11 protein-coding genes are annotated in these 13,549 nt (G+C 44.4%); all 11 read left to right on the forward strand.

Going from position 1 to position 13,549, the window contains the following annotated elements:
- The first annotated feature begins 105 nt into the window (after positions 1 to 105).
- The 11 genes from xseA to ACKA06_RS14385 all read left to right on the forward strand — a co-directional run bounded on the left by xseA (position 106) and on the right by ACKA06_RS14385 (position 13,545).
- Positions 106 to 1,467, forward strand: coding sequence for an exodeoxyribonuclease VII large subunit (gene xseA, locus ACKA06_RS14335; protein ID WP_411159945.1), 1,362 nt, complete (start codon positions 106 to 108; stop codon positions 1,465 to 1,467).
- Positions 1,460 to 1,693, forward strand: coding sequence for an exodeoxyribonuclease VII small subunit (gene xseB, locus ACKA06_RS14340; RefSeq protein ID WP_032087760.1), 234 nt, complete (start codon positions 1,460 to 1,462; stop codon positions 1,691 to 1,693). Before xseA ends, xseB begins: the two co-directional genes overlap by 8 nt.
- Before the next feature lie 21 nt (positions 1,694 to 1,714).
- The gene (locus ACKA06_RS14345; protein WP_411159966.1) at positions 1,715 to 2,587 is read left to right on the forward strand and encodes a polyprenyl synthetase family protein; all 873 of its coding nucleotides are present in this window, start codon (positions 1,715 to 1,717) and stop codon (positions 2,585 to 2,587) included.
- A 701-nt stretch (positions 2,588 to 3,288) separates the two neighbouring features.
- Positions 3,289 to 3,900 (forward strand): hypothetical protein, encoded by a 612-nt coding sequence (locus tag ACKA06_RS14350; protein ID WP_411159946.1) that lies wholly within the window; start codon positions 3,289 to 3,291, stop codon positions 3,898 to 3,900.
- Between the two features lie 30 nt (positions 3,901 to 3,930).
- A complete protein-coding gene (dxs, locus tag ACKA06_RS14355; RefSeq protein WP_411159947.1) occupies positions 3,931 to 5,823 on the forward strand; it encodes a 1-deoxy-D-xylulose-5-phosphate synthase in 1,893 nt (630 codons plus the stop codon).
- A 3-nt stretch (positions 5,824 to 5,826) separates the two neighbouring features.
- Positions 5,827 to 6,657, forward strand: coding sequence for a TlyA family RNA methyltransferase (locus ACKA06_RS14360; protein WP_411159948.1), 831 nt, complete (start codon positions 5,827 to 5,829; stop codon positions 6,655 to 6,657).
- 900 nt (positions 6,658 to 7,557) lie between these two features.
- Positions 7,558 to 8,007, forward strand: a complete 450-nt coding sequence (ahrC, locus tag ACKA06_RS14365) for a transcriptional regulator AhrC/ArgR (protein ID WP_032087939.1) — start codon at positions 7,558 to 7,560, stop codon at positions 8,005 to 8,007.
- A gap of 143 nt (positions 8,008 to 8,150) precedes the next feature.
- On the forward strand, positions 8,151 to 9,857 hold the full coding sequence (gene recN / locus ACKA06_RS14370; protein ID WP_411159949.1) for a DNA repair protein RecN: 1,707 nt from the start codon (positions 8,151 to 8,153) through the stop codon (positions 9,855 to 9,857).
- 123 nt (positions 9,858 to 9,980) lie between these two features.
- Entirely contained in the window at positions 9,981 to 11,270 is a 1,290-nt protein-coding gene (gene spoIVB / locus ACKA06_RS14375) for a SpoIVB peptidase (protein ID WP_198258802.1), read from the forward strand.
- A gap of 630 nt (positions 11,271 to 11,900) precedes the next feature.
- Positions 11,901 to 12,656, forward strand: a complete 756-nt coding sequence (gene spo0A, locus ACKA06_RS14380; protein ID WP_411159950.1) for a sporulation transcription factor Spo0A — start codon at positions 11,901 to 11,903, stop codon at positions 12,654 to 12,656.
- Positions 12,657 to 12,816: 160 nt separating this feature from the next.
- Entirely contained in the window at positions 12,817 to 13,545 is a 729-nt protein-coding gene (locus ACKA06_RS14385) for a glycerophosphodiester phosphodiesterase (protein WP_411159951.1), read from the forward strand.
- The last annotated feature ends 4 nt before the right edge of the window (positions 13,546 to 13,549 follow it).

The raw sequence follows: 13,549 nt of genomic DNA on the forward strand, positions 1-13,549 counted from the left end.
ATACAACAACTCATGAGGGACGGCATATCAGCTTGTCCCTTTATGTATTCCTGCAGGATTAAACGTGTCAGAATATACTTATAGGCTTATAAAAGGCGGGTTAACATGGAACAGGAACAATCACGTTATTTGACGGTACAGGCTCTTACAAAATACATAAAAAGGAAATTCGATCGTGATCCTCACTTATCCAATCTCTTTGTAAGGGGGGAAATCTCGAACTTCAAGCAGCATTCGAGCGGCCATATGTATTTCACTTTAAAAGATGACAGGGCAAGAATCCTTTCGGTCATGTTTTCAAGCAATAACCAAGCCCTTAAATTTCGTCCTGAAAGCGGAATGAATGTATTGATCAGCGGGGACATTTCCGTTTATGAGGCAGGCGGACAATATCAAATTTATGTAAAGGAAATGCAGCCTGACGGGATCGGCGAACTTTATCTGGCCTACGAACAATTAAAGGAAAAGCTTGATAAAGCGGGTTATTTCGATCCCAGCAGAAAAAGGATGATTCCGAAGTTTCCCGGGAAAATAGGGGTCATCACTTCTCCTACAGGTGCTGCAATAAGAGATATCATCACAACAATCAAAAGAAGGTATCCGATAGGAGAAATCCTTATTTTCCCGGCGCTTGTCCAGGGTGACCGGGCCGCCGCCTCGATTTCCGAAGCCATTGAAAAAGCCAATGAATATGGAGGGATCGATGTGCTGATCGCCGGACGCGGCGGGGGATCGATTGAAGAGCTGTGGGCGTTCAATGAAGAAGTGGTGGCCGAAGCGATCGTGAATTCAAGAATACCGGTCATATCGGCTGTGGGTCATGAAACGGACTTTACAATCGCCGATTTTGTTGCAGACTTGCGTGCCCCGACTCCGACTGGTGCAGGGGAGCTTGCCGTTCCCCATATTGATGACCTGCTGGAACGGATCATGAATCGTAAATTGAGAATGATTAAATCGTTCAAAACGAAGATAGAGGGTGAACGCAGCCGGCTGAACAGTCTTTCAAAATCGTACGCCTTAAGGAATCCCCATACCATCTACCAGCAAAAGGTGGAACATGTGGACAGATTGACAGACCAGCTTCAAAAAACGGTCACTCTCCAAGTCAGGCACCATAAGGATTCTGTTGAAGGGCTGCATTCCCGGCTGCAGAGGGTTCATCCTTCGCAGATCTTGAAGGTTCACGAGGAACGGATAAAATTCCTGGAAGAACAAGTAGGAAAACAGTTTAAAGCTGTCCTTAAAGAAAAAGGGCATCGCCTGGGCTCAGTCATTGCAACTTTACATGCGCTCAGCCCACTTAAAATAATGGATAGAGGGTACAGTCTCGTATATGGAGAGGGAAAGGAACTGATTAAATCTTCCCGGCAGGTGGCGAAAGGTGATAAACTCGAAATAGATGTACAAGACGGAACGATTCAGTGCGAAGTAGACTCGGTAAAGGAGCGGGAAAATAATGGCTAAGACGAAAGAAGATTTGTCATTTGAAGAGGCAATGGAGCAATTGGAAGGCATTGTTGAGCAATTGGAGGAAGGAGAGGTTCCTTTAGAAAAAGCACTCCAGTTTTATCAAAAAGGCATGGCACTTTCTAAATACTGCCATGATACTCTCAACAGCGCAGAAAAACAGTTGACTAAAATGATCACGGATGAAGGTGAAAAATCCTTCGATATCAAAGAGGAGGACTAGTGGGTGAGCCTTCATGTTGATTTGGACATATTCCAGCAAAAGTATAAACAAAAGCTAGAAGAAACGATGGTCGGCTATGTACAGACCAAAAATATGCCTTCGACGATAAAAGAAGCCATGGTCTATTCTCTTGAAGCCGGCGGGAAAAGAATAAGGCCGGTCCTTTTACTGGCTGTCATAGAGGGTTTTAAAAAAGACCCGGAGCTTGGATTGAAGACAGCGGCTGCACTTGAAATGATTCATACATATTCTTTGATCCACGACGATCTTCCTTCAATGGACGACGATGATCTGAGAAGGGGTAAGCCGACGAACCACAAAGTTTTTGGGGAAGCGATGGCCATTCTGGCGGGTGACGGACTTTTGACACACAGTTTCGGGCTCATTGCCGAAGATCCGCTTATTACGAGTGATCAAAAGGTCAAATTGATTGGTCTCCTGGCGCACAGTGCCGGTCCTGAAGGCATGGTGGGCGGGCAGGTCGCTGATATAGAAGGTGAAAATAAAAAGCTGTCTGTCGAAGAATTGGAAACGATCCATGTTCATAAAACAGGTAAATTATTGATATTCAGTGTGCTTGCGGGAGCTGTTATCGCGGGGGCTTCGGTGGAAGAACAGACACGGTTGGAACGCTTTGCTCATCATATTGGGCTCGCATTTCAGATCCAGGATGACATTCTGGATATCGAAGGGGAAGAAGAGTTGATCGGTAAGCGGACCGGAAGTGATGAGTCCAAACAAAAAAGTACTTATCCAGGGTTGTTGACTATCGACGGCTCCAAGAAAAAACTTCAATTTCATCTTGATGAAGCGCTGAATTCCCTTGACGGGCTGAGAATGGATACGAAACTCCTTAAGCAAATTGCCCGCCTGATTGTAAACCGCAATCATTGATGTTATTGTTTGAGGAAATCGTGAAATATGATATAATACAGATATAAACATTTGGGTGGTGCAGTATTCTAGTCAACCTACCAATCCTGAAGGTGGGCCTAAAAATCCACTAAAGGGCACATCGATGAAGTTCCTGGACTTGGCTTGAGGCGCCCAGCTTTGGGTCATATCTGGGAGTAAGGCTTGAGGGCGATCCACAATGGCATGTGGGCGTTGACCCGCAAGCCGCGGAGGCTCTGTTTCTTACGCTGGCATAATGCATGTGCAATGAGAACAGAGTATGAACCTGCGACTGTGATGGGATCCATCACTAGCAGCGTAGCCTGCCTTGAGTGAAGAGAGAGGGGATTATGGTTACAAAGTACACATCAGTTGGCCATTGATATGTGCTTTTTCGTCCATATGAAATCCTTTTTGCAAAAGAGGCTAAGGATTGTGTCAAGGGTTGTTGAGGAAAACTCCTAGACTGTTCGCTTTGACATATATGAAGGATTATAGTGCGGACTAAGTGGTAATCCAGTCTAGCCTGTGGTGACGCGGCTAAGTCGGGTTTAAAGGGAAACCGCCGGTATGGCAACATCCGGTACCTGATTGGGAAAACCTACTGGACCTAAGCTGCAATTTTTACTTCATATATGACCATCCAACTACATAGGACTTATGCGTAATAGACACAGTAGAAACGGTGTGTGCAGACGATAATGAATGATACATTAAAAAACTCAATAAAATGGAGTATTAGTATTGCCGTTATCACATTCGTGTTAGCGGCTATTTTTTCAGTTACATCCAACATGGTTCTTAACGGTGTGGCGTGGGGCACGGGATTATTCGTGGTTCTTATCATTGTGTGTATAGGGATCTTTTTCGATATGCTGGGCATTGCCTCCACAGCGGCGGATGAAACACCATTCCATGCAATGGCGGCAAAGAAAGTGTACGGTGCAAAGTACTCAATCCGGATCGTAAGGAATGCCGACCGCTTCGCAAGTTTCTGTAATGATGTCATCGGTGATATTTCAGGGATCATAAGCGGTACAGCCTCTGCCATCGTCATCATACAATTAGCGGTTTCCTTCCAGCTCGAAGGCGGTTCCATCAAGGAATATATCGTCAGTGTAACGCTGACAAGCATCATCGCCTCCTTGACCGTAGGCGGCAAAGCGCTGGGGAAAACGTTTGCCATTACGTATTCTAAGGATATAATATTTAGAGTCGGGACTGTTCTTCAATTCATTGAGGATCGATTCCATATTGTTCTCATAAAAGATAAAAAAGACCAAAAGAAGAAAAAACGAAAATCAGAGAAATAAACTATATAGTCATGAAAGTGAGTGGATCCAATGGATTTACTATCAATAAAGGAGCCTTCTTTTCTTAAGTCGATGAGTAATGAGCAATTAGAAGAGCTCAGTCAAGAGATACGCCAGTTTTTAATCGGGAATCTTTCCAAAACTGGGGGTCATATTGGTCCAAACTTGGGTGTCGTGGAACTGACTGTTTCCCTTCATAAGCATTTTAACAGCCCCGTTGATAAAATTCTCTGGGACGTCGGGCATCAATCATATGTACATAAGATCCTGACAGGGCGAGCCTGTCAGTTCGATACACTGAGACAGTACAAAGGACTGTGCGGATTCCCCAAAAGGAATGAAAGCGAGCATGATGTATGGGAGACCGGCCACAGCTCAACATCCCTTTCTGCAGCCATGGGGATGGCCATTGCCCGCGATGTGAAAAAAGAAAAATCATTCATCATCCCTGTTATCGGAGACGGCGCGCTGACGGGTGGAATGGCGCTGGAAGCATTGAATCATATCGGTCATGAAAAGAAAGATATGATCGTTGTGTTGAATGATAATGAAATGTCCATCGCTCCCAATGTCGGCGCCCTGCACAGTGTACTCGGGAGATTGCGCACCGCAGGTAAATACAACTGGGTGAAGGATGAACTTGAATACATCCTCAAACGAATCCCTGCTGTCGGCGGAAGGCTTGCCAGTACGGCAGAAAGAGTGAAGGACAGCCTTAAATACCTCTTTGTTTCCGGGATGTTCTTTGAGGAACTGGGCTTCACGTATCTTGGTCCGATCGACGGCCATGACTTTAATGAACTTGAAGAAAATATCCAGTATGCAAAGAAGACAAAAGGACCGGTTCTCCTTCACGTCATTACGAAAAAAGGGAAGGGATTCCGTCCTGCAGAGTCTGACAAAAAAGGGGACTGGCATGGGACTGGCCCTTATAAAATCGATACAGGCGATATCATCAAGCCGGTTAATGCGCCCCCTTCCTGGAGCGGCCTTGTGAGTGAGACGGTGAGGAAGATTGCGAGGGAAGACGAACGAATCGTGGCGATCACGCCTGCGATGCCGGTCGGTTCGAAATTATTGGGATTTGCCCAAGAGTTTCCGGACCGGATGTTTGATGTGGGAATCGCAGAACAGCACGCAACAACGGTGGCTGCAGGGCTGGCAACCCAAAATATGAAACCGTTCCTTGCCATTTATTCCACCTTCCTTCAAAGGGCGTACGATCAGGTGGTGCATGATATTTGCAGGCAAAACCTGAATGTCTTCATCGGAATCGACCGGGCCGGACTTGTCGGGGCAGATGGAGAAACGCATCAAGGTGTATTTGATATTGCATTTTTGAGACATCTCCCGAACATGGTCATCATGATGCCGAAAGATGAAAATGAAGGTCAGCATCTGGTCAAGACGGCACTGGACTATGATGCAGGACCGATTGCACTGAGGTATCCGAGAGGCAACGGGTATGGTGTTCCGATGGATTCCGAATTGAAAGCCATCCCGATCGGTGAATGGGAAGTATTGAAAAAAGGAACTGATGTCGCAGTCCTTACGTTTGGCACGACGATTCCGATGGCACTCGAAGCAGCAAAAGAACTTGAAGAGCAGGGAATTTCTGTACGTGTCGTAAATGCAAGATTCATTAAACCGATGGATGAAAAAATGCTGAAATCCATCTTCGAAGAAGATATACCGGTCCTTACCATTGAAGAAGCGGTGCTGCAAGGCGGATTCGGAAGTGCTGTGCTTGAATACGTACAGGAAAACGGCTACAGGAATGCGGTCATCGACCGGATCGGCATACCGGATTATTTCATCGAGCATGGAAGCGTAAAAGAATTATTGAATGAAATCGGGATGACAAAAGAGAATGTAATGGACAGGATTCTGACAATCACTCCAAAAAAACAAAAAAGGGCTTAATATATGAAAGCAAAAAAACAACGATTAGATGTGCTCTTAGTTGATAAAGGGCTTATAGAAACAAGAGAAAAAGCAAAGAGGGCCATCATGGCTGGACTGGTATACGGCAATGAAGAGAGACTGGATAAGCCTGGTGAAAAAGTAAGTGAGGATGTCCATCTCACGATCAAAGGAAAGATGATGCCTTATGTAAGCAGGGGCGGACTCAAACTTGAAAAGGCATTAAAGGCATTCGATATTGATGTAAAGGATAAGGTCATGATCGATATTGGATCCTCAACCGGAGGATTCACGGATTGCGCTCTCCAAAATGGGGCAAAGATGTCTTATGCTGTCGATGTCGGATACAACCAGCTTGCATGGAAGTTAAGACAGGATGAGAGGGTCATCGTGATGGAAAGGACGAATTTCCGTTACGTCACACCGGCTGATCTGCCAGGTGAGATGCCTTCTTTTGCATCGATTGATGTCTCTTTCATTTCACTTTCGCTCATCCTGCCGGTATTAAGGACGCTTTTAGTCCCAGGGGGCGACTGCATCGCCCTGATTAAACCTCAATTTGAAGCGGGAAAGGATCAGGTCGGCAAAAAAGGCATTGTCCGAGACCCTAAAGTCCACCTTTCAGTCATCGAGAAAATAATGAACCTGGCACTTAACGAAGGGTACGACATCCATGGCTTATCATTTTCGCCGATCACTGGAGGTGACGGGAATATCGAATTTCTTATCCATATCCGCTCCACGGGCTCTGACAGCGAAGGGAAGTCACATCTGGATATCACTCCCCAGCAAGTCATCAACGAGGCGCACAGCGAGTTCAAAGCGAATAACTAATACTAAAATGAGACTGGGACAAAAGTGTTTTAGTCTAAGTATATCCCGAACTATTTTGCAAAAGATGGAGCAAAATTAGTTCGGGATTTTAATTTGTTAAAAGTACATTTAGATTTTACCTCTTTCTAGCGGATTTCTAACGGTTGATTAGAGGGCAAGAGGAAGGCTCCTGTGGGATTAACCATCCGCCTCTGCTTTTCATTGTCCAGCTCCGGCGGCTAGAGGCTCGAGGTCATAAGTCAAGCAAGCCAAAAAGGCAAAAAGCCGCCTTTCCGTCTTGCTCGCCTTATGCTTGTCGCCTCTGAACGAGCCGCCTCCGCTTTTCTTGTCCAGCTACGGGGCTTAGAGGCACATGTCATAAGCCAAAGTGACCAAGAAGGCAAAAAGCGCCTTCATGGCCGCTTCGTCTTATGCCACCCGCCTCTGAGCAAAGCCCAACCGCTTTTCATTGTCCAGCTCCGGCGGCTAGAGGCTCGAGGTCATAAGTCAAGCAGGCCAAAAAGGCAAAAATCGCCTTTCCGTCTTGCTCGCCTTATGCTTGTCGCCTCTGAACGAGCCGCCTCCGCTTTTCTTGTCCAGCTCCGGGGCTTAGAGGCACATGTCATAAGCCAAAGTGTCCAAGAAGGCAAAAAGCGCCTTCATGGCCGCTTCGTCTTATGCCACCCGCCTCTGAGCAAAGCCCCTCCGCTTTTCATTGTCCAGCTCCAGCGGCTAGAGGCTCGAGGTCATAAGTCAAGCAAGCCAAAAAGGCAAAAAGCCGCCTTTCCGTCTTGCTTGCCTTATGCTTGTCGCCTCTGAACGAGCCGCCTCCGCTTTTCTGTTGTACTTATCCATAAAATAGGCTACTATAAGCGTAGAGGTATAAATATACAGGCTAGGTTAGAGGTGTTTAGTTCGATGATGAACAAAGGACAACGTCATATCAAAATAAGAGAAATCATTACAAATAGAGATGTGGAAACACAGGATGAGTTGGTGGACAGCCTTAAAAATGCAGGCTTCAACGTCACTCAGGCCACTGTTTCCCGGGATATTAAAGAGCTCCACTTGGTTAAAGTCCCCCTGATGGACGGAAGATATAAATACAGCCTTCCGGCAGATCAGAGATTCAACCCTCTTCAAAAATTAAAAAGGACGCTGACCGATGCTTTCGTTAAGATTGATACGGCCGGTCATATGCTGGTCATGAAGACGCTCCCTGGCAACGCCAACGCGATCGGTGCCCTTATTGACAATCTGGATTGGGAAGAGATCCTCGGGACGATCTGCGGGGATGACACATGCCTGATCATTTGCAGAACAGAGGATGAAACGAAGGTCATAACCGAACGTTTTCTCGACATGTTATAAGATGCTTTTCTTTATACAGGCGGCGGGTGGAGAATGTTTCACCCGCTTTTCAACTTTTCGCGTTTCTTATAGTAAATAGTAGGAAATATACTTATTCACGGACAATACAAAATAAGTACCTTATCAACTGAGGTGAATGTTTCTTGTTACAAGAATTATCCATTAAAAATTTTGCTATCATCGACACGCTGGCTTTATCTTTTGAAGAAGGGCTCACTGTATTATCAGGGGAAACTGGTGCTGGTAAATCAATCATCATCGATGCGATCCACCTATTGGTCGGAGGACGGGGATCTGCAGAGTATGTTCGTCATGGAGAGAAAAAAGCAGAAATAGAAGGTCTGTTCATTCTTGACGATGAAGCGCATCCTTGTTATGAAAAAGTTTCAGAATTCGGGATTGAAATCGAAGAGGGAATGATTGTTCTCCGAAGAGAGATAGCCAGCAGCGGAAAAAGTGTATGCAGGGTGAATGGCAAGCTGGTGACAATCGCCATCATGAGGGAAATTGGTGGTGCATTGATTGATATTCACGGGCAGCATGAACATCAGGAATTGATGAATGAACATCTTCACTTATCCCTTCTTGATCAATTCGGGGGAAAAGAAATCCAGGCTAATTTAGCTTCTTACCGGGAAATCTATAAAGAATACAGTACTATACACAAGCAGCTGAGCAGATTGAATGACAACGAGCAGGAGATGGCCCACCGGTTGGACCTTATTACATTTCAGCTGAAGGAAATTCAGGAAGCGGATTTGAAACTGAATGAAGATGAAGAACTTTTGGAAGAAAAAAGGAAACTGATGAATTTCGAGAAGTTATATGAATCGCTCCAGACCTCATATAACAGCATTCAAGGTGAAGGGAAGGGGCTGGATTGGACCGGTCTTGCAATGAGTCACCTTGAAACGGCGGCGGATCTTGACAACCAGTATCAAAAAACGCTTGAGTCAGTATCGAATGCCTTTTACGTCCTTGAAGATGCCGTCCATCAAATCAGGGGAGAATTGGATCAGCTTGAATTTGAACCTGACCGTCTTGATCTGATTGAAACAAGATTGAATGAAATAAACAGCTTGAAGAGAAAATATGGTTCGTCGGTCGATGAAATCCTTGCATATGGATCAAAGATCGAAGAAGAAATCGAGACGATCCTGAATAAGGATTCACATATAGACGAGCTTCAGAAAAAACTCCTTTCGCTTGAGAAAGATCTGATCGTGGAAGCGAAAAATTTGACTCATACGAGAAAGAAATGGGCCAAGAAATTGACTGGAAGCATTCATGAACAGCTAAAACAGCTTTACATGGATAAGACAAAATTTGAGGTGCGCTTCAGCACGGTCCGGGATGAATCTTTTTCATTTTCACAATTTAAAAAGGATGGATGGGATCATGTTGAATTCTACATATCCACCAATCCCGGGGAACCTTTGAAACCATTGTCAAAAGTGGCTTCAGGCGGCGAACTTTCAAGGATCATGCTTGCGCTTAAGACAATTTTTTCAAAACATCAAGGCATCACATCGATTATCTTTGATGAAGTAGATACAGGTGTAAGCGGAAGAGTGGCCCAGGCAATAGCAGAAAAAATATATCAGGTTGCCACCCACTCGCAGGTCATGTGCATTTCTCATCTCCCGCAGGTTGCTGCAATGGCTGACAGTCATTTATTCATTTCGAAAAGGCTGCTCAAGGGCAGGACAAGTACATCGGTCAAACGCCTTGAGGAGAACGAAAAGGTAAGGGAAATCTCCCGTATGATCTCAGGTGTGGAAATAACTGATTTGACACAGGAGCACGCAAAAGAGCTTCTCCAACTTGCAAATACAATAAAAGAAACATGAAAAGCTATCCATCCAGGGTAGCTTTTTTTCTTTATTACCAGTTATAAATACAGCTTTTAAAGGCAAAATTAAAACTGTAGCCAAGTAAGTGATTGTGCATTTGAAGCGAGGAGAGTGAAAATAGTGAGTTTAGACTGTTTAAGGAAATGTATAGGTGGAATTCTCCTTGTTTCGCTTTGTTTTTTTGGATTTTATGAACCTGTTCAACAATTAGTGAATATACCGAACTCTGTCAAAGTGATGGAAGGGGATCAAGTTGCTCTCCCCAAGGCAGGATCCGTTACGGCAATGAGTTCGTTAAACGATAAGAATGTGGCATTGCATCAAGAAAAAGGCCTTTTGTCCATTCAGGGAAAAGCGGTCGGTAAAGATGAGGTCGTGCTTGAATTAGCCGGTCTGCCAGTCAAGAAGGTCAATGTCGAGGTACTGAAAGATTTTAAAGTCATACCCGGCGGTCAATCAATCGGGGTAAAATTAAATACAGTCGGCGTTCTGGTGGTTGGTCACCATCTGGTTGACACAGATAAAGGGAAAGTATCACCTGGGGAAAAGGCGGGGATCCAGGTTGGCGATATGATCACTGAAATCAATGGGAAGAAAATTGAACAACTTGCAGATGTGGCCCCTTTTGTTCAAAAAGCGGGAGAAGAATCAAAAAGCATGGAAGTCGTCATCAAGCGTGAGGAAGAGATCGTAAAAACATCATTGATGCCTCTTAAGGAAAAAGGTGAGGACGGGTATAAACTCGGTTTATATATCCGTGACTCTGCAGCCGGTATCGGTACCATGACATTTTACGATCCGAAATCCCAAAAATACGGAGCTCTCGGCCATGTGATTTCCGATATGGATACGAAAAAACCGATTGTGGTAGAAGATGGAGAAATCGTCAATTCAGAAGTCACGTCAATTGAAAAAGGCAGCGGAGGAAAACCGGGAGAAAAACTTGCGCGCTTCTCTGCAGACAGAAATGTTATCGGGAATATTACCCGCAACAGTCCTTTTGGGATATTTGGGGAGCTTAATCAATCGGTGGAAAATAACATCCTTGATAAACCGATGAGGATCGCCCTTTCACATCAGGTAAAAGAAGGGCCGGCGGAAATCCTTACGGTCGTGGATGGCAGTAAAGTGGAAAAATACGATGTTGAAATCGTCAGTACGATTCCACAGAAATTCCCGGCTACAAAAGGAATGGTCATAAAGGTAACAGATCCTGAGTTATTAGAAAAGACAGGCGGAATCGTGCAGGGGATGAGCGGAAGTCCGATCATACAGGACGGAAAGCTGATCGGAGCTGTCACCCACGTATTCGTGAATGACCCGACTAGCGGATACGGTGTCCATATCGAATGGATGCTGAGCGAAGCGGGCATCGATATTTACAAACAAAACCATGAAAGAGCAAGCTGACTTATCAAACCCTTCTACAGTGCCGGAACCAACGGCGCTTCAGATGGGTTCTTTTTATTATCATTAAATTTTTTTATAACGGTCGGATAATTAATTTCATTCTTTTCAGCGGCTGATTGGAGTTAAGATGAAGAAAATCCTGCAGGAGAAGCGGCCAGTGTGAGACATGTCCAGCTCCGGGGATAAGAGGCACGTCAACTCGTCTAAAAAGGAAAAGAACACCTTCGCGGCCCACCTTATGCCACCCGAATTTGAGCAAAACCCTTCCGCTTTTCTTTCAGAAGGCGAAGCAGACGAGACTCACGGGTTACCCGCGGAAAGCGAAGTCCACCACGAAATCTACAGCGTTATTAGAAGTGATATACATTTGTAAGAACACGTTTATATTGATAAAATAAAGATTATTCGACAAATACTCCTTCGAATAGCGAAAGAGGTCGAAAAATAAAGGAAAACAAAGTAAATGAGAGAAAATAATATATTTATTGGTATTTTTTAAAAAATAAAAGGATTTTTGGTTGCATTGTCGAAAAAGTAATTTAGAATAAAATTATAGACATGAAAATATACACACGAATTAAAATGGATTCGAGGAGGAAACCTGTAGTGAAATCAATTTAAGTATGTGTCGTGGATGATAACCGGGAGTTAACTTCTTTGCTTGAAGACTACATTGCATCACAGGATGATATGGAAGTGGTGGGTATTGCCCATAATGGGCAGGAATGCCTGGACTTGATGGAAGAAGTTGATCCGGATGTATTGGTTCTTGATATCATCATGCCGCACCTTGATGGTCTGGCGGTACTGGAGCGGCTGCGTGAAAAGAAAACGATACCAAATGTCATTATGCTGACGGCATTCGGTCAGGAAGATGTAACGAAGAAGGCTGTCGATTTAGGAGCATCCTATTTCATCCTCAAGCCTTTCGATATGGAAAATCTGGTCAGTCATATCAGGCAGGTCAGCGGAAAGTCAAACCCAATCATCAAAAAACATTCCTCATCCAGAATGGCTGCAGAATCTAAACCTAGAAACTTGGATGCGAGCATCACAAGCATCATTCACGAAATCGGCGTACCTGCGCATATCAAAGGCTACCTTTACCTCAGAGAAGCCATTTCCATGGTATATAATGATATCGAGCTGCTTGGCTCCATAACAAAGGTCCTTTACCCTGATATTGCCAAGAAATACAATACTACAGCTTCCCGTGTGGAACGTGCCATCCGTCATGCCATTGAAGTTGCCTGGAGCCGCGGGAATATCGATTCCATCTCTTCCTTGTTCGGATACACAGTAAGCATGTCCAAAGCGAAGCCGACCAATAGTGAATTCATTGCCATGGTTGCAGATAAGCTGAGACTAGAGCATAAGGCTTCTTGAAAAGGTAAGTAATCATTTTACATTAAAATAGTACATGAACCCGATGAATCCAGGATTTATTGGGTTTTTTATTTCTTTGAGGAGAGATTAATACATATAATATAACCGTAAAGGGTAAATCAAACTATCGAATCTAAACTTACATGGGAAGTGACGCAGAGTGACATTGATATTTGCACACAGGGGATCGGCAGGTACTCATCCCGAAAATACAATGGATGCTTTTTGGGAAGCGGAAAGAGTCGGAGCGGACGGGATTGAACTTGATGTCCAATTGACCAGGGATGGTGAAATTGTGGTCATCCATGATGAGACGGTCGACAGGACGACAAACGGAAAAGGGTTCATTAAAGACTACTCTTTAAAAGATCTGAGAAAATTGCATGCACATTACACATTTAAAAAGAAATTTTTCCATAAACAGAAAATACCGACGCTTAATGAGGTTTTTGATTGGATGCAGCATAATGATCTTATATGCAATATCGAATTAAAGAACAGCATTATGGATTATGAAGGCATGGAAGAAAAGGTCATACAAATGATCAATAAATATGGATATTCCGATCGTGTCATCATTTCTTCTTTCAACCATTACTCGATTGTGGCCTGCAAACGGCTTGATGCATCGATAGAGATTGCCCCCTTATATTCCACGGGTTTATATATGCCCTGGGTATATGCGCGGTCCCTGGGTGCTGACGCCATCCACCCCAACCAAAAGGTGGCAAGTGATGAAATCATAGCAGAATCGATGAAAAACGGGGTTTCGGTAAGACCGTATACAGTAAATAAAGCCCACCAGCTGAAAAGGCTGTTCTCAATCGGCTGCTCGGCCATTGTCACGGATTACCCTGAAAAGGCAAAAGAAATAAGATCAAAATACTGAGAGG

It is taken from the genome of Rossellomorea oryzaecorticis (genome assembly GCF_045897515.1).
GTDB lineage: Bacteria > Bacillota > Bacilli > Bacillales > Bacillaceae_B > Rossellomorea > Rossellomorea enclensis.

Bases quoted from the DNA above. Each gene is read 5' to 3' on its own strand.
- ahrC (WP_032087939.1), top strand. From the start codon at position 7,558: ATGAACAAAGGACAACGTCATATCAAAATAAGAGAAATCATTACAAAT.
- ACKA06_RS14350 (WP_411159946.1), top strand. From the start codon at position 3,289: ATGAATGATACATTAAAAAACTCAATAAAATGGAGTATTAGTATTGCC.
- xseB (WP_032087760.1), top strand. From the start codon at position 1,460: ATGGCTAAGACGAAAGAAGATTTGTCATTTGAAGAGGCAATGGAGCAA.
- xseA (WP_411159945.1), top strand. From the start codon at position 106: ATGGAACAGGAACAATCACGTTATTTGACGGTACAGGCTCTTACAAAA.
- dxs (WP_411159947.1), top strand. From the start codon at position 3,931: ATGGATTTACTATCAATAAAGGAGCCTTCTTTTCTTAAGTCGATGAGT.
- ACKA06_RS14360 (WP_411159948.1), top strand. From the start codon at position 5,827: ATGAAAGCAAAAAAACAACGATTAGATGTGCTCTTAGTTGATAAAGGG.